Annotated in this window: 15 protein-coding genes; 3 read left to right on the plus strand and 12 right to left on the minus strand. The window is 73.5% G+C overall.

The window, feature by feature from the left end; genetic code table 11:
• The first annotated feature begins 26 nt into the window (after positions 1-26).
• Together AC5WAM_RS12990 and AC5WAM_RS12995 are read left to right on the plus strand one after the other, a co-directional pair.
• Positions 27-1019 (plus strand): aldo/keto reductase, encoded by a 993-nt coding sequence (locus AC5WAM_RS12990; protein ID WP_495522674.1) that lies wholly within the window; start codon positions 27-29, stop codon positions 1017-1019.
• Between the two features lie 322 nt (positions 1020-1341).
• Positions 1342-2484 (plus strand): PQQ-dependent sugar dehydrogenase, encoded by a 1143-nt coding sequence (locus AC5WAM_RS12995; RefSeq protein ID WP_495522675.1) that lies wholly within the window; start codon positions 1342-1344, stop codon positions 2482-2484.
• Between the two features lie 78 nt (positions 2485-2562).
• Here the strand turns inward: AC5WAM_RS12995 and AC5WAM_RS13000 are convergent, their stop codons facing one another.
• From AC5WAM_RS13000 to gatC, 11 genes are all read right to left on the minus strand, one after another.
• Complete coding sequence (locus tag AC5WAM_RS13000) at positions 2563-2811, minus strand: DUF6191 domain-containing protein (protein WP_495522676.1); 249 nt, start codon at positions 2809-2811, stop codon at positions 2563-2565.
• A 73-nt stretch (positions 2812-2884) separates the two neighbouring features.
• Positions 2885-5965 carry a helix-turn-helix transcriptional regulator gene (locus tag AC5WAM_RS13005; protein ID WP_495522677.1) on the minus strand — a complete coding sequence of 1027 codons (3081 nt, stop codon included), beginning with the start codon at positions 5963-5965 and terminating at the stop codon, positions 2885-2887.
• A 68-nt stretch (positions 5966-6033) separates the two neighbouring features.
• Complete coding sequence (locus tag AC5WAM_RS13010; protein WP_366790079.1) at positions 6034-6222, minus strand: hypothetical protein; 189 nt, start codon at positions 6220-6222, stop codon at positions 6034-6036.
• Positions 6223-6386: 164 nt separating this feature from the next.
• Positions 6387-6968, minus strand: a complete 582-nt coding sequence (locus AC5WAM_RS13015; protein WP_495522678.1) for a hypothetical protein — start codon at positions 6966-6968, stop codon at positions 6387-6389.
• 35 nt (positions 6969-7003) lie between these two features.
• Positions 7004-7561: a GNAT family N-acetyltransferase gene (locus AC5WAM_RS13020; RefSeq protein WP_495522679.1), complete on the minus strand. Its 558-nt coding sequence runs from the start codon at positions 7559-7561 to the stop codon at positions 7004-7006.
• Between the two features lie 26 nt (positions 7562-7587).
• Positions 7588-9807 carry an MMPL family transporter gene (locus tag AC5WAM_RS13025; protein ID WP_495522680.1) on the minus strand — a complete coding sequence of 740 codons (2220 nt, stop codon included), beginning with the start codon at positions 9805-9807 and terminating at the stop codon, positions 7588-7590.
• A gap of 324 nt (positions 9808-10131) precedes the next feature.
• A complete protein-coding gene (locus tag AC5WAM_RS13030; RefSeq protein WP_495522681.1) occupies positions 10132-12228 on the minus strand; it encodes a phosphocholine-specific phospholipase C in 2097 nt (698 codons plus the stop codon).
• 215 nt (positions 12229-12443) lie between these two features.
• Positions 12444-13961 carry an Asp-tRNA(Asn)/Glu-tRNA(Gln) amidotransferase subunit GatB gene (gatB, locus tag AC5WAM_RS13035; RefSeq protein ID WP_308402325.1) on the minus strand — a complete coding sequence of 506 codons (1518 nt, stop codon included), beginning with the start codon at positions 13959-13961 and terminating at the stop codon, positions 12444-12446.
• Between the two features lie 18 nt (positions 13962-13979).
• Positions 13980-14225, minus strand: coding sequence for a hypothetical protein (locus AC5WAM_RS13040; RefSeq protein WP_144321085.1), 246 nt, complete (start codon positions 14223-14225; stop codon positions 13980-13982).
• Positions 14222-15715, minus strand: a complete 1494-nt coding sequence (gene gatA, locus AC5WAM_RS13045) for an Asp-tRNA(Asn)/Glu-tRNA(Gln) amidotransferase subunit GatA (RefSeq protein ID WP_495522682.1) — start codon at positions 15713-15715, stop codon at positions 14222-14224. The genes AC5WAM_RS13040 and gatA overlap by 4 nt, the downstream gene beginning before the upstream one ends.
• Positions 15716-15721: 6 nt before the next feature.
• On the minus strand, positions 15722-16018 hold the full coding sequence (gene gatC, locus AC5WAM_RS13050; RefSeq protein ID WP_016642027.1) for an Asp-tRNA(Asn)/Glu-tRNA(Gln) amidotransferase subunit GatC: 297 nt from the start codon (positions 16016-16018) through the stop codon (positions 15722-15724).
• 414 nt (positions 16019-16432) lie between these two features.
• Between gatC and AC5WAM_RS13055 the strand changes: the two genes are divergently transcribed.
• Entirely contained in the window at positions 16433-17779 is a 1347-nt protein-coding gene (locus AC5WAM_RS13055; RefSeq protein WP_495522683.1) for a glycosyltransferase 87 family protein, read from the plus strand.
• Between the two features lie 21 nt (positions 17780-17800).
• On the opposite strand, the gene AC5WAM_RS13060 is transcribed toward AC5WAM_RS13055, so the two are convergent.
• Positions 17801-19882 (minus strand): putative bifunctional diguanylate cyclase/phosphodiesterase, encoded by a 2082-nt coding sequence (locus AC5WAM_RS13060; RefSeq protein ID WP_138967117.1) that lies wholly within the window; start codon positions 19880-19882, stop codon positions 17801-17803.
• Between the last annotated feature and the right edge of the window lie 370 nt (positions 19883-20252).

Here is a 20252-nt window from a genome sequence, read left to right on the forward strand (position 1 = left end):
GCGGGACAGCGGGAGGGTTCGACCAGGTGGAGCGCAGGACGATCGGCGCCGGGGCGCTCGGGGTGGGCGCCGTCGGACTCGGCTGCATGCCGATGAGCTGGGCGTACTCCGGCTCGCGACAGCGCGGTGACGCCTCGATGCGGACCGTGCACGCGGCGCTCGACCACGGCACGACGCTCCTCGACACGGCCGACATGTACGGCCCGTTCACCAACGAACTGCTCGTCGGCCGGGTGCTCAAGGAGCGGCGCGGCGAGGCCTTCGTGTCGACGAAGTGCGGGCTGCTCGTGGGCGACCAGCACATCGTCGCCAACGGCCGCCCCGGCTATGTGAAGCGTGCCTGCGACGCGTCGCTGCGGCGGCTCCAGACCGACACCATCGACCTCTACCAACTGCACCGCGCCGACCCGGAGGTGCCGATCGAGGAGACCTGGGGCGCGCTGGCCGACCTGGTCACGGCCGGGAAGGTGCGGGCGCTCGGCCTGTGCGCGGTCGGGGCGCGGGCCCGGCGGCGGTCCGGCACCGGGATGCACGACACCACGCTCCGCCAGCTCGAACGGGTCCAGCAGGTCTTCCCGGTGACCGCGGTGGAGGCCGAGCTGTCGCTGTGGTCCCCCGAGGCCCTCGACGCGCTCCTCCCGTGGTGCGCGGCGCGGGGCGTGGGCTTCCTGGCCGCGATGCCGCTGGGCAACGGCTTCCTCACGGGCACGCTGACGCCGGGGCAGGGCTTCGAGCGGGACGACCTGCGCGCCCGGCACCCGCGCTTCACCGCCGAGATGATGGCCGCCAACCAGCCCCTGGTGGTGGGCCTGCGCCGGGTCGCGGCCCGCCACGGCGCGACGCCCGCGCAGGCGGCCCTCGCGTGGGTCCTCGCGCAGGGCGCCCAGGTGATACCGATCCCCGGCGCGAAACGGGACCGCTGGGCCCGGGAGAACGCGGGGGCGGCGGGGCTCCGCCTCTCCCCCCAGGACCTGGCCGACCTGGCGGCACTCCCCCCGGCCCAGGGCTCCTGGGACTGAGCCCACCTGGCCCCTGCCGGGGGCTCTTCCCCAAGCCCGCCCCTGGACCCCGCTCATCGCGCTGGCGCGCTCGTCCTCAAACGCCGGACGGGCTGGACGGTTGCCGGTGCGGACCGGAGACTTTCAGCCCGTCCGGCGTTTGAGGACGAGCCGCGGAGCGGCGATAAGGGGGGTCCGGGGGCGGAGCCCCCGGTTTCGGGAAGGGGCGGGCTTGGGGAGCCCCCGGCAGGGGCGTGGGAACCCGGGGGGCCCGGGCGGTGTATGAACAGGAGAAGCTCCGCGCCGAAGGGATCCCACCGTGCCGAGTCCTCAACGTTTCGCCGTGACAGCCACCTTGGCCACCGCCCTCCTCCTGGCCACCGCATGCTCGTCGGACGACGACGGCACCCCGGACGGCGGCAAGCGCACCGGCCCCAGCTCCTCCCGGTCGCACGACGGCGCGACACCACCCCCCGAGAAGGGCTCGGCCGAGGTCATCAAGACCCTGGCCACGGGCCTGAAGTCGCCGTGGGGCCTCGCCGCGCTCCCCGGCGGCGACCTGCTCGTGTCGTCGCGCGACGAGGGCACGATCACCCAGGTCGACGGCACCTCCGGCAAGAAGACCGAGGTCGGCACGGTGCCCGGGGTGGACCCCGGCGGCGAGGGCGGCCTGATGGGCCTCGCCCTCTCCCCGACCTACGCCTCGGACCACTTCGTGTACGCGTACTTCACGACGGCCTCCGACAACCGCGTGGCCCGGATGCTGTACGACGAGGCCAAGCCCGCGGGCCAGCGCCTGGGAGCCCCCGACACGATCTTCAAGGGCATCCCCAAGGGCATGATCCACAACGGCGGCCGGATCGCCTTCGGCCCCGACAAGCTGCTGTACGTGGGCACGGGAGAGACGGGCGACACCGGTCTCGCCCAGGACAAGAAGTCCCTCGGCGGCAAGATCCTCCGCCTGACCCCGGAGGGCGAGCCGGCCCCGGGCAACCCCTTCGCGAACTCCCCGGTGTTCTCGTACGGCCACCGGAACGTGCAGGGTCTCGCCTGGGACGAGCAAAAGCGCCTGTGGGCCTCGGAGTTCGGCCAGGACACCTGGGACGAGCTGAACGAGATCAAGGCGGGGGACAACTACGGCTGGCCCGAGGTGGAGGGCAAGGGGGACGAGGACGACGAAGGGGCCGGGGGCTTCCACGCCCCGGTGGCCCAGTGGAAGACGTCCGAGGCCTCCCCCAGCGGCGTCGCCTATGCCGAGGGCTCGGTCTGGATGGCGGGCCTGCGCGGCCAGCGGCTGTGGCGCGTCCCGGTGCGCGGGGTGGACGGCGAGCCGAAGACCCGGGCGTTCCTCACCGAGGAGCACGGCAGGCTGCGCACGGTGCTCGCGGCGGGCGGCGACAAGCTCTGGCTGGTGACGAGCGAGACGGATTCCCGGGGCACCCCGGAGAAGGGGGACGACAAGATCCTGGAAGTGCGGGTGAGGTAGCGGGGAACGCGCGGGCGGGGCCGGAGGCGGAGCGGCGGCGCGCCCGAACGGCAAGCGGAATCGGAGCCGGAGCCGGGCTCAGGCGGCGGGCGGGGCCTCGTCCGGGGCCGGGGCGGAAGCCGGGGCGGGGCCGGAATCGGGGGCCGGGTGGGGCTCCTCCGTGCCCTGGCGGGGCACACGGACGACCACCTTGCCGGAGGACAGGTCTATGGGCCCCCGGCCCGGATCCCCGTCGTCCACGTCGACGCGCGACAGCTCGAGCCGCTTCTTCTCGTCGTCGGTGTGCTTGCGCCCGGGAGCGAAGAGCTGCTCGAACACGTTGAACACGGTGCCTCCCGAAGGCTGACGGCGGTCCTGTTCCCCAGGGTAAGCGAGCGCCCGGGAAGCAGGCCGGGGCCGGTCACCCGGCGGCCACGGGCTCCTCGTCCGCGGTGAAGAGACGGAGCCGGTGCGCGAGGGCCGCCGCCTCGCCACGGCCCGCGACGCCCAGCTTGGCGAGGATGTTGGAGACGTGGACGCTCGCCGTCTTCGGGGAGATGAAGAGCTCCTCGGCGATCTGGCGGTTGCTGCGGCCCGCGGCGACCAGGCGGAGCACGCCGCGCTCGCGGGTGGTCAGACCGAGCTCCTCGGCGGGGTCGGCCGGAGTGGTGGCCGCCGCCCCCGTCAGGGAGAGCCGGGCCCGCTGGGCGAGGTGCGTGACGGCCTCGACGAGGGGGCGGGCGCTGAGGTGCTCGGCCACCGCGGCCGCCTGCCGCAACAGCTCGGCGGCCCTCTCCCGGTCGGAGTCGCCGGAGGCGGAGGCCCTGCCGCCCGGGGCTCCGGCCGTGAGCAGCGCCTCCGCGAGACGGTGGCGGACGCGGGCGAGGTCGTAGGGCCGCTCCAGCGGGGCGATCGCGGTGAGGACCTCCAGCCAGTCGTCGGCGGTCGCGCGGCCCTCGGCACGCAGGAGTTCGGCGCGGACCCAGCGTTCGTACGCCTGCCAGACCGGCACGCGGGCGGCCAGGGACTTCATGGTGGTGCGGATCAGGTCCAGGTGCTCGTCGCGGCCCGGCGCGGCGATCGCGAGGCCGCGGGCGTCCGCCTCGGCGGTGGCGGCGGCGAGCAGCAGCGGCCAGCCGTACCGCTGGGTGCCGGGCGGCAGGCCGTCGGCGGCGGTCCGCAGGAGCTCGGCGCGGGCGTCGAGGATGCGGCCCTCGCCCGCGGCGATGCCGAGGGCGATGCGGGCCAGGGGCAGGGTGTTCTGCGGTATGGAGTCGTGCGTGCCGAAGTGGCGGCGGGCCTCGGCGTGCTGGTGGGCGGCCTCGGCCATGTCGCCGCGGGCGAGCGCGAAGTGGGCGAGGCGCACGCTGGCGCCGCCGCGCGGCTTGGCGCTCAGGACGGCGCGCCTCGCCGAGTCGACGGCGTCGTCCCAGCGGCCGAGCGAGTAGAGGGACTCGGAGCGGTTGGCCCACATCCAGGCCTCGGACTCGCGCAGGCCGTACCGCTGCGCGTGCTTGATGCCCTCGTCGAGGAGGGCGAGGGACTCGCGGTGGCGGCCGATGCCTTCGAGGACGGAGGGCAGGTTGATGTAGCAGCGGCAGAGCACACCGACGATCTCCTCGGCGGTGACCCGGTCCCTGACGGCGTACATCTCGGTGAGCCCGGCGTCGATGTCGCCGGTGTCGACGATCAGGCCGCCCAGGGTGAGCCGGGCGTTCAGCTCGATCTCGTGGGCGCCGACCATGCGGGCGTACTCGACGGCCCGCTCGGCGGCGGCGAGGCTGTCGGGGCCCGGCTGGTGCAGCATCTGCCAGCCCGCGACCAGGGCGAACACCTCGGCGTGCACCTCCGACGGCGGATGGCCGCTGAGGAGTTCCTGCGCGGTGGCGAGTTCCGTCCAGCCGTCGCCGCGGGCGAGGCTCTGCACCAGACGGGAGCGCTGCACCCAGAACCAGGCGGAGCGCAGGGGGTCCTGCTCCTCCTCCAGGAGGCGCAGGGCGCGCTTGGTGATCTTCAGGGCGCGTTCGCGTTCGCCGCACAGGCGGCCCGCGACGGCCGCCTCGGCCATCAGGTCCAGATAGCGCAGCGGCATGGTGGCGGGGTCGCAGCCGCAGGGCGGGTAGACCTCGGTGTAGTCGACGGGGCGCAGCCGCGCGCACACGTCGTCGGGGGCCGCGTCCCACAGCTCCATCGCGCGCTCCAGGAGGCGCAGTTGCTCGGCGTAGGCGTGCCGGCGGCGGGCCTCGACGGAGGCGTTGAGCACGGCGGGCAGCGCCTTCGCGGCGTCGTGGGCGTGGTACCAGTAGCTGGCGAGGCGGGTGGTGCGCTGGTCGGCGGCGACCAGGGAGGGGTCGGCCTCCAGGGCGGTGGCGAAGCGGCGGTTGATGCGGGAGCGCTCGCCGGGCAGCAGGTCGTCGCCGACGGCCTCGCGCACCAGGGAGTGCCGGAAGCGGTAGCCGTCGCCGCCGGGCGAGGCGAGCAGGATGTTGGCGCCGACGGCGGCCCGCAGCGCGTCGATCAGGTCGTCCTCGGTGAGGTCGGCGACCGCGGCGAGCAGGTCGTACTCGACGGTCGAGCCGCCCTCGGCGACGATCCGCGCCACCTTCTGGGCGTCGTCGGGCAGGTCCTCGACGCGGACGAGGAGCAGGTCGCGCAGCGAGTCGGTGAGGGAGGCGCAGGTGCCGCCGTGGGAGGCGACGGCGAGTTCCTCGACGAAGAAGGCGTTGCCGTCGGAGCGCTCGAAGACGTCGTCGACCAGCTTGGGGGTGGGCTCGGCGGCGAGGATCCCGGCCATCTGGCGGGCCACTTCGTCGCGGCTGAAGCGGGCGAGTTCGACGCGGCGGACCGTGCGCAGGCGGTCCAGCTCGGCGAGCAGCGGGCGCAGCGGGTGGCGGCGGTGGATGTCGTCGGCGCGGTAGCTGGCGAGGACGACGAGGTGGCCGCTGCGCAGCGTGCGGAACAGATACGAGAGCAGGTGGCGGGTGGAGGCGTCCGCCCAGTGCAGGTCCTCAAGGACCAGGACGACGGTCCGGTCGGCGGCCACGTGCTCCAGGAGGCGGGCGGTGAGCTCGAACAGCCGCGCCATGGCCTCCTCGCCCGCCCTGCCGCCGGAGGACTGCGGGCCCTTGACCCCGTCGCACAACTCCGGAAGCAGCCGCGCCAGTTCCTCCTCCTGGCCCGCGGCGGCCGCCGCGAACTCGGCGGGCAGCTGCTCGCGCACGATGCGCAGGGCGGCGGAGAAGGGGGCGAAGGGCAGTCCGTCGGCGCCGATCTCCACACAGCCGCCGACCGCCACGAGGGCGCCCGCGGCGACGGCCGCGGCCTCGAACTCCTCCAGGAGCCGGGTCTTGCCGACGCCCGCCTCGCCACCGAGCAGCAGCGCCTGGGGCTCGCCCGCGGCGGGATCGGCGGCACGGGCGAGCGCGTCGTTCAGTACGCGCAGTTCGTCGGCTCGGCCGACGAAGACGGGGCTGACGGACTTGGTCTCCACAGCGGTGAGCATCGCACAGAGCTGCGGTTTTGTGGGAGTGGGTTTCGCTGTGCGCGACATGGGAGGGGCCGGGGCCGCCGTCAGGCCGCGTGGGTGTAGCGGTCGGCGGTGGGCTCGGTGCGCCGGGCCGTCAGGCGGGCCTCGGCCGCCTCCCGGCCGAACGCCCTGCGGGGCTTCGCGGCCTTGCGCGCCTCCCGTACGAGGCGGTGGTGGGCGGCCTCCTGGGCGAGCTCGGCGGCGCGGAACTGGTGGAGTTCGTAGTCGAACATTTTCTTTTCCCCCTGCGGAGTCGGTGTCTCGCTCTCTGCGATGACTCCACTTTCGTTTCCCAGGGGGGTCCGGCACATCGGGAAGGTTCCGCATCTTCCGGGGGTGGGGGGCCTTAGGTGTGAGGGGCTGCCTTATCCCCCGCCCCGGGAGCGGCGGCCGGGGCCTAGCTGGTCGACGGCAGGCCCAGGAAAAGGTCGGTGTACTTGGCCACTGCCAGGACCAGGCCGATGGCTCCGAGGGCCACGCCCGCCCAGGCGACCGACGTGATCCAGGGGGCCTGGACGCGGTCGGGGGCGCCGAAGGCCGGGCGGAGCAGGGTGGCGGCGCCGACCACCAGGGCGGCGAGGGCGAACGCGCCCGCCACCAGGGCCGTCGTCTTCCAGGAGTCGCCGTAGACCTCCTGGACCTGGCGGGCCACCCCCGCGCCCTGGGAGGTGTTGAGCTGGCCGATCAGGGACTCGCGGGCCGCGGCGACCGTGCCGAGCCACCCTCCGGAGAGGCCGATCAGGCCGAGCGCGGCGGCGACGAGGGCGGCCGCCCCCTGCCCGACGCCCGACGGCGCGGGCGCCGGGGCGGGCTCGTCATCGGCGAGGTCGTCCTCGGGCCCGTCGGCCTCGACGAGCCCGTCCTCGGGACCGTCGGCCTGGGGAAGGGCCTTAGCCGGCTCCGGGGTCTGAGGTGCCTCCTTGGGCGCCTCGTCCGTCGCTTCCGTCGCGTCCGTCTCGTTGGCGGTGTTCGTTCCCATGCTCCGCACCGTACGGACGGAGTCTGAGAAGGCCCTTAACGCGCGGTGCGGGCCGCCCGCCACTCGGGCGCGAGCACCGACCAGACCTCCATGTCGTGGCGGATGCCCTGCCAGGGGAAGCTCTCCCGCAGCACGCCGTCGCGGATCAGGCCGAGGCGCTTGGCCACGGCCTTGCTGGGCTCGTTGCGGGAGGAGACGAGCCACTCCACGCGGTGGATGCCACGCCGGTCGACGGCCCAGTCGATGAGGACGCGGGCGGCGGCGGTGACGAGGCCGCGGCCGGTGGCGGAGGGTTCGAGCCAGACGCCGACCTCGCAGGAGTCGGACTCGGCGTCGAAGATCCGGAAGAAGACACCGCCGACGAGCGTGCCGCCCAGCCAGATGCCGTACATCCGGCCGGTGTCCGCGGCCTGCTTGTCCGCGTAGCGCTGGAGGACCGCGCGGGCGGAGTCCAGGTCGGTGACCTTGGCGGTCATCGGCACCCAGGGGCCGGCGAACTCCCGTGCCCGGTCGACGTGTTCCAGGAACTCCTCGGCGTTCCACGGCTCCAGGGGCCGCAGTTCGGCCCCCTCCCCCACGGGTATGGCGAACATCCGGATCTCCCTCGTCGGTTCTGCGGCTAGCGCTTCTCCAGCGGCGCGTACGCGATCTCGTCGCGCTCGCGGTGTCCGGGGATCCTCGCACGCGTGCGGTGCTCGGGCACCTCAATACTGATCCGCGGCAGCCAGCGGTCCAGGCGGCGCGGCAGCCACCAGTTGGCCCCGCCGAGCAGGTGCATGAGGGCGGGCACGAGCAGCGTGCGCAGCACGAACGCGTCGAGCGCGACGGCCGCCGCGAGGGCGATGCCGAACATCGCGATCACCCGGTCCCCGCTGAGCACGAAGGCGAGGAACACCGAGATCATGATGACGGCCGCGGAGTTGATGACGCGGCTGGTCTCGGCGAGGCCGACGCGGACGGCCACGCGGTTGTCGCCGGTCTCCAGCCACTCCTCGTACATCCGGCTGACCAGGAAGACCTGGTAGTCCATGGAGAGGCCGAAGAGGACCGAGACCATGATGACGGGCAGGAAGGGCTCGATGGGGCCCGCGCGTCCCAGGCCCATCAGTTCGCTGCCCCAGCCCCACTGGAAGACCGCGACCACGACGCCGAAGGCGGCCGCGACCGCCGCGACGTTCATGACGGCGGCCTTCAGCGGTATGCCGACCGAGCGGAAGGCGAGGAGCAGAAGGACGCAGCCCAGGCCGATGACGACGCCCACGAACAGCGGCAGCTTGCCGACGATGACCTCCGCGAAGTCGTCGTAGCCCGCCGTGACGCCGCCGACGTGGAGGTCGAGGGAGGTACCGCTCTCGGCGCGCGGCAGGACCTCGCCGCGGAGCCGGTCGACGAGGTCGCTGGTGGCCTTCGACTGGGGCGCGGAGTCCGGTACGACGGTCAGGAAGGCCGCTCCGCCGCCGTCGGCGTAGGTCACGGGGCTCACGGAGGCGATGCCCGGGGTGGACTCCAGGGTCGCGCCGAGGTTGTCGAGGGCGAGCCGGTCGGGGGCGCCGTGGACGTCGGTGACGAGGGTGAGCGGGCCGTTCACCCCGGGGCCGAAGCCGTCGGCGAGCAGGTCGTAGGCCTGCCGCGTGGTGGCCGTCGCGGGGTTGTTGCCCTGGTCGGAGGTGCCGAGGCGGAGCGAGAGCGTCGGCACGGCGAGCACCGCGATCACCACGACCGCGAGCGCGCCGAGCACCTTGGGGTGGCGCTCCACGAACGCCGACCAGCGGGCGGCGAGCCCGGTGGGCACCTCAGGCTCGGGCCCGCGCTCGGCGAGCCTGCGCCGCTCGCGGCGGCTGAGGGCGCGCGGCCCTATGAACGAGAGCAGCGCGGGCAGCAGCGTCACGGAGGCGGCGACCGTGAGGACGACGGTCAGGGAGGCGGCGATGGCGACGCCGTTGAGGAAGCTCAGGCGCAGGATCAGCATGCCGAGCAGCGCGATGCAGACGGTGGCACCCGCGAAGACCACGGCGCGGCCGGTGGTGGCGACGGCCCGCTCGGCGGCCTCGGGGACCGGCAGGCCGCGTTTGAGGCCCTTGCGGTGGCGCGTGACGATGAACAGGGCGTAGTCGATGCCGACGCCGAGGCCGATCAGGGTGCCGAGCATGGGCGCGAAGTCGGCGACCGTCATGACGTGGCCGAGCAGCACTATGCCCGCGTACGCCGTGCCGACGGAGACGACGGCCGTGGCGATGGGCAGGGCCGAGGCGGCGAGCGAGCCGAAGGCGAGGAACAGCACGACGGCGGCGACGGCCACGCCGACGATCTCGGCGGTCTTGGCGCTCTTGGCCTCCGTGAGGCCGACGGCGCCGCCGCCGAGGGCCACGTTCAGGCCCTTGGTCGCGGCGGCCTCGGCGGTCTCGACGACGGCGCGCGCCTCGCCGGGGGCGACGGATTCGAGCTGGTCACGGAAGGTGACCGTGGCGTACGCGGTGCGGCCGTCCGCGCTGACCTGGGTGGCGCCGCGCTCGGTGTAGGGGCTGGTGACGGAGGCCACGCCCGGCAGCTCGGCGATCTCGTCGAGCGTCTCGGTCATCGTCTGCTCGACGGCGGCGGCCCGCACGGACTGGTCCCCGCCGGTGTGCCAGACGACGGTGTTGCTGTCGCCGCCGAGGCTCGGGAAGCCGTCCTTGAGGAGCTGGCTCGCCCGGTTGGACTCGGTGCCGGGCACCTCGTAGTCGTTGGAGTACGCGGATCCGACGACGGCGGCAGCGGTCGCGGTGCCGCCGAGTGCGAGGAGCCAGAGCAGTACGGCGACGAGGCGGTGCTGGACGCACCACCGGGCGAGTGCTGCCACGGACTGGCTCCCTGAGTGACTCGTGGATCTTCGTCGGGGCAGCCGGGAAGCGTCGGAATTGACCCGAAAAGAACACGTCTACTGCTTGAAGTACTACATGATCGACATGGCCGGACAAAGATCATGCGGCCGCTTGTGCGGCGACATGACCGGGATGGGCCATGCGGGAGCCACTCTGACAGCCACCGGAGATCCTTAGTCCGTTTCGTGTCCAGCCTCACAACAGCTCAGGCGGGTCCGCCCAGGCGCCCGGGACCGCAACCGCCACGCGGGGGCACACGGGTCACACCCGTATGCCCCCGCACCACGCTCCGGTCGGCCGGATCAGCCCGAGACGCTGGCGCGGCCGTTCTCGATGTGGCCCATCAGCCGCCGCCGGAAGGCCTGGTCGCCCGCGGCCGTCACCTCGATGTCGTACCAGCCGCGCTCGTCCGACGTCCGCCAGGCGACGGTGCGGCTGCTGCCCGGCCGCACGCGCACGGTCCGGGTGCGCCGCCGGACCTCGTCGGCGTCCACGTAGCCGAGCGGCTTGACGGTGAAGACCAGCGGCTCCTTGCCCCGGTTGGCGATGGTGAGGTGCAGCTCGCGCCGGGTGATCGCCGAGGAGAGGGCGGCGACGTCGTCCTTGCCGCCCGCGAACTCGCGGCGGAACCCGTTCGGCCCGGTGACCGTGAAGCGGTAGGCGTCCCCGCGCAGCGGCACGGACCAGCGCCCCTCGTGGCGGACGTCCTGGTGCTGCGGTATCGGGAACTCCCCGGCGTACGGGTACAGCGCGAAGTGCGCGCTGCGCGGGCCGCCGTTGCGCAGCCGCACCGAGAGCGTGCCGTCCTTGGCGGGCCGGGCGTCGGCGTCCGGCTGGTACGGCAGCGGGCGGGCCCGGCGCACGCCCGGCTCCTGGCGGGGCATCGACTGCTGGACGGGCGGCTGGGGCTGCCAGCGGCCGCTGAACGGCGGGATCGCGCCGGGCTGCTCCACCTCCGGCTGCCGGTGGCCGCGGTCGAAGTCGAAGGCACCGGTCAGATCGCCGGTGACCCGGCGGCGCCAGGCGCTGATGTTGGGCTCGCGCACCCCGGTCCAGCGCTCCAGGAAGCGCACCACGGAGGTGTGGTCGAAGACCTCGGAGGACACGTACCCGCCGACGCTCCAGGGCGACACGACGAGCATCGGCACGCGCGCGCCGAGCCCGGTCGGCAGGCCCTGCCAGCGCTCCTCGGCGCCGTCGGGGTCGTCGGTGCCGGGCACGGGCGGCGGCACGTGGTCGAAGAAGCCGTCGTTCTCGTCGTAGTTGATGAACACGGCGGTGCGCCGCCACACCTCCGGGTGCGAGGCGAGCGCGTCCAGGACCTTGTAGACGATGGTGGCGCTGTGGATCGGCGAGGAGACCGAGGGGTGCTCGGAGTCGACGGCGGACGGCACCAGGTAGTTGACCTTCGCCAGCTTGCCCCGGGCGACGTCCCGCGCGAAGGTCTCGGCGAGCTTGCCGGTCGGCACCCGCCTGAGGCCCCGCTCGAAGAGCGAGCGCTCGCGCCGGGTCAGCGACGCCACGCCGGCGTCGAGCGCGGCGAGCAGCCGGGCCCGCTCCGGTTCGTCCTTGGCGTCGCGGACCTTGGCGTAGAAGGCCTCCATGAAGGTGAATTCCGTCTGGGCGAGCGCCTTGCGGGCGATGGCCTTGAAGGTGGTGAAGAACTCGATCTGGTTGTCGGTGAAGTTCTCCCACTCGGTGTACGTCTGCCAGCTCACGCCCGCCTTCTCCAGGCGCTCGGCGTACGTCGCCCAGCCGTAGCCCGGGTGCCGTCCCTCGTCGTACGCGTCGTTGTCGACGGCCCGCTTGCCGGACGCCTCGAAGCCCGTCTTGCCGCTCCACAGGTGGTTGCGGTTGGGGCTGGTGGAGGTGTGGATGGACGAGTGGTAGGCGTCGCAGACCGTGAAGGTGTCGGCGAGTTCGTAGTGCAGCGGGATGTCCTGGCGCGTGTAGTACGCCATCGTGGCGGCGGTCTTGGCCGTCACCCAGCCGTCCATCCAGCCGTCGTGCCAGGCCTTGGCGCCGCCGCTCCAGGAGTGGTCGAGGGCGCCGATGTACTGGAGGTCCTTCTTCTGCGTGGCGGCGGCCTCGCGCACCGGGAACGGCAGCACGGACCGCCCGGCGCCGGGCTGCTCGAAGACGCTCTTGCCGCTGGGGAGCTGGACGGCGTTGCGGTCGCCGAAGCCGCGGACGCCGCGCAGGGAGCCGAAGTAGTGGTCGAAGGAGCGGTTCTCCTGCATCAGGATGACCACGTGCTCGATGGCGTCGAGCCCGCCCTTCGGCGGCTCCTTCGCGAGCGCCTCCTGAAGGGACGGCGGCAGGAAGGACCCGACCGTGGCGGCGCCGAGCGCGCCGCCGCCCACTGCCATCAACCGTCTGCGCGAAATCTCCGCTGCCACGCCCAACCTCCAGTCGACACCCAATGGTTGTCCGGTGATCCATTGGTCTGCTGAGCTGGGACGGTAGTGACTCCTGGTGGCGGAGGGAAGGCCGATGACCGAAGTCGCGGTGAACGTCGGGGCTTTGCCGCCGCGCCGGGGCCCCGCGCACGCGAAGGGGCGCCGCATCCGGTGCGGATGCGGCGCCCCTTCGCCCGGCCCGGAGGGCTCCGGCGTCAGCCCTCGACGCCCAGCTTCTCCAGGATGAGCTCCTTGACGCGGGCCGCGTCGGCCTGGCCGCGGGTGGCCTTCATGACCGCGCCGACCAGCGCACCGGCCGCGGCCACCTTGCCGCCGCGGATCTTGTCCGCGACGCCCGGGTTGCCCGCGATGGCCTCCTCGACGGCCGCCGTCAGGGCGCCGTCGTCCGACACGACCTTCAGGCCGCGCTTCTCGACGACCTGGTCGGGGTCGCCCTCGCCCTTGAGCACGCCGTCGATGACCTGACGGGCCAGCTTGTCGTTCAGGTCACCGGAGGCGACCAGCTCGCTCACCCGGGCGACCTGCTCCGGCGTGATGGGCAGCGCGCCGAGCTCGACGCCCTGCTCGTTCGCGTTGCGCGCGAGCTCGCCCATCCACCACTTGCGGGCGGACACCGCGTCCGCGCCCGCGTTGATGGTGGCGACGATCGGGCCGATCGCACCGGCGTTGAGGATCGCCTGCATGTCGTGGGCGGAGACGCCCCACTCCTCGCGCAGCCGGTTGCGCTGCGCGAGCGGCAGCTCCGGCAGCTCGGCCCGGAGCGCCTCGACCCACTCGCGGGACGGGGCGACCGGCACCAGGTCGGGCTCCGGGAAGTAGCGGTAGTCCTCCGCCTCCTCCTTCACCCGGCCCGAGGTGGTGGAGCCGTCGTCCTCGTGGAAGTGCCGGGTCTCCTGGACGATCGTGCCGCCGGAGGAGAGCACGGCCGCGTGCCGCTGGATCTCGAAGCGCGCGGCGCGCTCCACGGACCGCAGCGAGTTCACGTTCTTCGTCTCGGAGCGGGTGCCGAACTTCTCCCGGCCGTGCGGGCGCAGCGAGAGGTTCACGTCGCAGCGCATCTGGCCCTGCTCCATGCGTGCCTCGGAGACGCCGAGCGCCTTGATGAGCTCGCGCAGCTCGGCGACGTACGCCTTGGCGACCTCGGGGGCGCGCGCCCCGGCACCGACGATCGGCTTGGTGACGATCTCGATGAGCGGGATGCCCGCGCGGTTGTAGTCGAGCAGGGAGTGGGAGGCGCCGTGGATGCGGCCCGTGGCGCCGCCGACGTGCGTCGACTTGCCGGTGTCCTCCTCCATGTGGGCGCGCTCGATCTCCACGCGGAAGACCTCGCCGTCCTCCAGCTGGACGTCCAGATAGCCGTTGAAGGCGATCGGCTCGTCGTACTGGGAGGTCTGGAAGTTCTTCGGCATGTCCGGATAGAAGTAGTTCTTCCGGGCGAAGCGGCACCACTCGGCGATCTCGCAGTGCAGCGCCAGACCGATCTTGATCGCGGACTCGACGCCGACGGCGTTGACCACGGGCAGCGCGCCGGGCAGGCCGAGGCAGGTCGGGCAGGTCTGCGAGTTGGCGTCCTGCTTGAGCTCGGTGGAGCAGCCGCAGAACATCTTCGTCTTGGTGCCGAGCTCGACGTGGACCTCGAGGCCCATGACGGGGTCGTACGACGCGAGCGCGTCCTCGTACGGCACCAGGTCGGGGGTGGTCGTGACAGTCACGGTGTTGGAACTTCCCTCTCAGCCGAGCAGAACGTCGTCGTCACCGATGCGCTTGAGCTCGCGCACCAGGATGGCGATGCCGGTGACGATGGCGGCCGCGGAGACGACGGCGTCGACGAGCTGCAGCGCGTCGTGCTCGGCACGGGCCTTCTTGACCTGCTTGAGCGTGCTGATCGCGCCGAAGGCGGTGGTGCCGATGGACAGATACGTGCCGGTCCTGGACTTCTTGAAGCCCTTGGCCTTGGCCAGCGTCTTGTTGCTCACAGCGACGGTGCCTCCTCAAGCAGCGGGTGGCCCCACCTTTCCACGAAGGCGGCCTCGACGGCTGCCCCCACCTTGTACAGGCGGTCGTCCTTCATGGCGGGAGCGATGATCTGCAGACCGACCGGAAGGCCGTCCTCCGGCGCGAGGCCGCAGGGCAGCGACATGGCGGCGTTGCCCGCCAGGTTGGTCGGGATCGTGCACAGGTCGGCCAGGTACATCGCCATCGGGTCGTCGGCGCGCTCGCCGATCGGGAAGGCGGTGGTCGGCGTGGTCGGCGACACGATGACGTCGACCTGCTCGAAGGCCTTCTCGAAGTCCCGCGTGATCAGCGTGCGGACCTTCTGCGCGGAGCCGTAGTACGCGTCGTAGTAGCCGGAGCTGAGCGCGTACGTGCCGAGCATGACGCGGCGCTTGACCTCGTCGCCGAAGCCGGCCTCGCGGGTCAGCGCGGTGACCTCCTCGGCGGACTTCGTGCCGTCGTCACCGACGCGCAGGCCGTAGCGCATGGCGTCGAAGCGCGCGAGGTTCGAGGAGCACTCGGACGGCGCGATCAGGTAGTACGCCGACAGGCCCAGGTCGAAGGACGGGCAGTCCAGCTCGACGACGGTGGCGCCGAGCGACTTCAGCAGCTCGACGGACTCGTTGAAGCGCTGGACGACACCGGCCTGGTAGCCCTCGCCGGAGAACTGCTTGACGACGCCGACGCGCATGCCGTCCACTGAGCCGTTGCGCGCGGCCTCGACGACCGCGGGGACCGGGGCGTCGATGGAGGTGGAGTCGAGCGGGTCGTGCCCGGCGATGGCCTCGTGCAGCAGCGCCGCGTCGAGGACGGTGCGGGCGCAGGGGCCACCCTGGTCCAGGGAGCTGGAGAAGGCCACCATGCCGTAGCGCGAGACGCCGCCGTACGTCGGCTTGACGCCGACCGTGCCGGTGACGGCCGCGGGCTGGCGGATGGAGCCGCCGGTGTCGGTGCCGATGGCGAGCGGGGCCTCGTACGCGGCGAGGGCCGCGCTGGAGCCGCCGCCGGAGCCACCGGGGATCCGGGTCAGGTCCCACGGGTTGCCGGTCGGTCCGTACGCGCTGTTCTCGGTGGAGGACCCCATGGCGAACTCGTCCATGTTGGTCTTGCCGAGGATGACGACGCCGGCTTCCTTGAGCCGCTTCGTCACCGTGGCGTCGTACGGCGGGATCCAGCCTTCGAGGATCTTCGAACCGACGGTCGTCGGGACGCCCTCGGTGGTGAAGATGTCCTTGAGCGCGAGCGGCACGCCGGCCAGCGGGCCGAGCTTCTCGCCCCTGGCGTGCTTCTCGTCCACGGCGCGGGCCTGCGCGAGCGCGCCCTCGCGGTCGACGTGCAGGAAGGCGTGCACCTTCTCGTCGACGGCCTCGATGCGGGCCAGGTGGGCCTCGGTGACCTCGACCGCGGTGAGCTCGCCGGAAGCGATCTTCGCGGCGATCTCGGCAGCGGTGAGCTTGATGATGTCCGTCATGTTCGGTTAGTCCTCCCCCAGGATCTGCGGCACCTTGAAACGCTGCTGCTCCTGGGCCGGGGCGCCCGAGAGCGCCTGCTCGGGGGTGAGCGACGGACGGACCTCGTCCGCGCGCATGACGTTCGTCAGCGGCAGCGGGTGCGAGGTCGGCGGTACGTCTTGGTCGGCGACCTCCGAGACGCGGGCGACCGCGCCGATGATGTCGTCGAGCTGTCCGGCGAAGTGGTCGAGCTCTTCGTCCTTCAACTCCAGACGTGCAAGGCGGGCGAGGTGAGCGACCTCCTCGCGCGTGATGCCAGGCATGCAGCGATCCTCTGGGGTGAGCGTGATGGATTTGGACCCAATCCTATGGGTCGCGCGCGGCTGACCGCGAAACGCTTTCCTCTCGCGGGGGCGCGCTCGACGGATCAGGCCCGGGGCCACCGCCCCGGACCGGGCGTCGCTCCGCGGGTTCTTCCCCACCCGCCCGCCCCTTTCCCGCGCTGGCGCGCTTGTCCTCAAACGCCGGACGGGCTACATGCCCGCGGCCCGCACCGGAGAGTTTCAGCCCGTCCGGCGTTTGAGGACGAGGCGCGGAGCGCCGAAAAGCGGGGGTGCGGGGGCGGAGCCCCCGGATCGGGAAGGGGTGGGTCTGGGGCGCCCCGCGGGGGATGTCGCGGTACGACAATTGCCCGGCCCCGGTGCGCTGCGCCCCCGCCCGGCCCGAGGGAGCGCAGCATGCGCGGCATGCGCATGCACTTCCCCGGGGCGAAAGGCCCCTGGCCAGGACCGGCGGTGCTCGGCGCCGGGGCCCTCGCCCTGGCCCTGTCGCTCACCGCGTGGTGGGCCCTGATCAACGACCCGACGTACACGTCGCACCGCACCCCCGCCGACCTCAGCGTCTACCTGGACGCGGCGAGGGCCCCGGAGCACGAGCTGTACGGCGGGAAGTTCGGCGTCCACTCCCTGCCGTACCTCTATCCGCCCGTCGCCCTGCTCCCCTTCCGCGCCCTGAGCGATCTGGACCTGACCGTCGCCGCCCGGCTGATGGCGGGCCTGTCCCTCGCGGCGATGGCTCTGTCGGCCTGGGCCGCGGCCCGCATGGCGGGGCGGCGCCCGGGGGCGGCCACCGCCGGGTGCGCGCTCGCGGTGTGCGGCCTCGCGCTGTGGACCGAGCCGGTGCTGCAGAACCTGGACTTCGGGCAGGTCAACCTGATCCTGCTGGCGCTCGTCCTCACCGACCTGGCCACGCCCGACCGCCGCCCCTGGAAGGGCGTGGGCATCGGCCTCGCGGCGGGCCTGAAGCTCACCCCGGGCCTGTTCGTGGTGTATCTGCTGCTCACCCGCCGGTACCGGGCCGCGGGCGTGGCCACGGCTGTCTTCGCCGGGACGGTCGCGGCGGGCTGGTGGGCGCTGCCGGAGGCGTCGGCGGACTTCTGGGGCGGGGCGTTCGCGGGCAGCGCGGGCGGCCGCGAGTATCTGGCGAACCAGTCCCTGAACGGGCTCTTCGTCCGCTTCGGCCTCGGCGCCGACGGCGTCGGCGGGCCCGTGTGGGGAGCGGTGTGCGGGGTGCTCGCCGTGGCGGGGCTCGGCGCGGCGGCACGGGCCTCGCGGCGGGGCCGGGAGCTGGTCGCGGTGTGCGTGGTGGGCGCCCTGATGCTGGTCTGCTCGCCGCTGTCGTGGACCCACCACTGGGTGTGGATCGTGCCCGGGTTCGTGCTGGCGGCGGACGCGGCGCTGCGGCGGCGCACGGCGTCGGCGTGGCTGTGGACGGCTGGCCTGTTCGCGCTGTTCGCGGCGTGGCCGATCCGTATCGATGGCTTCGGCACCTGGGACCCGTCCCGCCCGCTCCTGCCGTACGGCCTCCTCTGGTACGTGCCGCACTGGCAGCGCGAGCTCCAGTGGGATCCCTTCCACGTGGTCGTGGGCAACGCGTACGTGTGGCTGGGCGTGGGCTTCGTGGTGTGGGCCGCCGTGGCGTTCCGGCTGCGGTCGGTCCGGCCCGTCCCGGGCGGACGGACGAGCCGCGAAGCGGTGGTGGAGCCGACCGGTCCGGTCCGTGCGGACGAGCGCGCGGCGCGCTGAACGCGGCCCGCGCCCGCCGGGTCACTGCACCGCGCGGCTGGGCGACGGCGGCGCCGGGTCGGGCGCGGCGGGCCCGGGCGCCGGGTCGACGGGCCGGTGCGTGGCGCCCTCGCCGCGGGCGCGCAGCCAGGCCGTGGTCTCGCTGGGCGGCATCGCCGCGGCGACGAGCCACCCCTGCACGGCGTCGCAGCCGAGGTCCCGCAGCCGCTCCCAGGTCTCGTCGTCCTCGACGCCCTCGGCGACGACGAGCAGCCCCAGCGAGTGGGCGAGGTCGACGGTGCAGCGCACGATCTCGGCGTCCTCGGTGTCGACGGCGAGCCGCGCCACGAAGGAGCGGTCGATCTTCAGCTCGCTCACCGGCAGGCGGCGCAGATGCACCAGGGAGGAGTACCCCGTGCCGAAGTCGTCGAGGGACATCTTCACGCCGTGCCCGGTGAGCCCGGCGAGGGTGTCCGCGGCGCGCTGCGGGTCCTCCAGGAGCACGTGTTCCGTTATCTCCAGCTGGAGCGCGCCCGCGGGCACCCCGTGGCGGGCCAGGCGCGCGGCGACGGCGCCCGCGAAGCCGGGGGTGTGCACGTCGCGCGGCGACACGTTCACCGCGACGGGCACGTTCAGGCCCTGGGAGCGCCAGCGGGCGACCTGGGCGAGGGCCGACTCCAGGACGTACTCGGTCAGGTGCGGCATGAGGCCCGACGACTCGGCGATGGCGATGAACTCGTCCGGCGGCACCTTGCCGCGCTCGGGGTGCACCCAGCGCACCAGGGCCTCCAGGCCCGCCACCTCGCCGTCGAAGCGGACCTTCGGCTGGTAGTGCAGCTCCACGTCGCCCGCGTCGAGGGCGCGACGGAGATCGCCCAACAGGCCCAGGCGGTCGGGGGTGTTGGAGTCGCGCTTGGACTCGTACACCTCCACGCCCGTACGGTCCCGCTTGGCCTGGTACATCGCGACGTCCGCGCGGCGCAGCAGGCCCTCCGCGTCGAGCGCGTGGTCGGGGAAGACGGCGAGTCCGGCGCTGGCCTCCAGGACCAGGGTGAGGCCGTCGAGGTCCAGGGGGGAGCCGAGCGCGCCGACGAGCTGGCGGGCGACGCGCTGCGCGGACGTGGTGGAGTCGGCGACGGGCAGCAGCACCGCGAACTCGTCGCCGCCGAGCCGGGCCGCCTCCGCGCCGCGCGGCAGCGCGAGCCGCAGCCGGTCGGCGATCTGGAGCAGCAGCCGGTCGCCCGCGAGGTGCCCGAGGGTGTCGTTGACCGAGCGGAAGCGGTCCATGTCGATCAGCATCAGGGCGGAGCGGGCGCCGATGCGCTCCGCGTCGTCCAGGGCCGTCCAGGTCCGCTCCAGGAGCCACTGCCGGTTGGGCAGTCCGGTGAGCGGGTCGCGCAGCTGCTCCTCCGCTCTGGCGCGGGCGATCCACAGCGTGGAGTCGAGCGCGACGAGCGGGATCGTGAACAGCGGCAGGAGCAGCGGAAGCGACATCGCGACGACGCAGATCAGCGGGGCGATGCCGAGCAGGGCCACGCCGAGCAGGCCCTGGCGGACCAGCGCGGTGCGGGTGACGGTGGGCAGCGCGCCGGTGCGCGGGGCGTGCACGTACCAGAGCAGGACGCGGGTGACGGCCAGGTACGCGACGGCGACGAGGCCCACCTCGGGGGCCGTGTACAGGTCCCAACTCTCGGGATTCCAGGGCGCGTCGGCGGCCGGCGCGGTGCCGAACGCGGCCAGCGTGAGCGCGCCCGCGCCGATACCCAGGATGTCGACGGCGCCGTGCAGCACGCCCTGGCGCCAGCGGTGGCGGCGCGCGACCCCGACCAGGACGACGACGGTGAGGCTGACCATGCCCGCGGGCATCCAGCCGTACAGCAGCAGGACCGCGACGGTGAGCGCGCCGCCGGAGCCGGTGCCGCCCCACCAGCGGTCGCGGCCGAGCGCCACGAGGTGGCCGACGATGAGGCCGGTCAGGACGGCGAGCGACCAGCCGACCGTGCCGGAGGGGAACAGCGGGTGACCGCCGGTGAAGGCGTGGAAGAAGCCGGTGCCGAGGACGATCGCGGCGGCCGCGACGACGGCCATGGGCAGCAGCTGCCAGCCGCGGCCGTCCTGCTCCATGCCGTCGAGGCCGTCCAGGCCGTCCGGCTGGTCCACGGCCCGCTCGTGCGCGCCGTGCCCGCCGCGCCACCGTCCGCGCCGTCCGGCCGTGCTTCCTCGCGCGGCGCCGGACCCGCCCGCGGCCGCGCTCACCGCGCCCCGCACACCGGAGGGCCCGGCGGCAGACCCGCCTGCCGCGGCCCGCGCTCCCGGGGCGCCCGCGCCCGTCGCACCGCGCACGGCGGGGGCGCCGCCCGCGCCGCCCGCCACCTCCCGCACGGGGGCCGGGCCCGCGGCACCACCGGCCGCACTCCGCCGCGCGTCTTCGGCACTCGCCGTCACACCAGCCTCCGCCGGGCCTGACGTTCCTCGACCTCCGCCGCCCCGCCCG

It is taken from the genome of Streptomyces sp. JLYT201 (assembly GCF_059448825.1).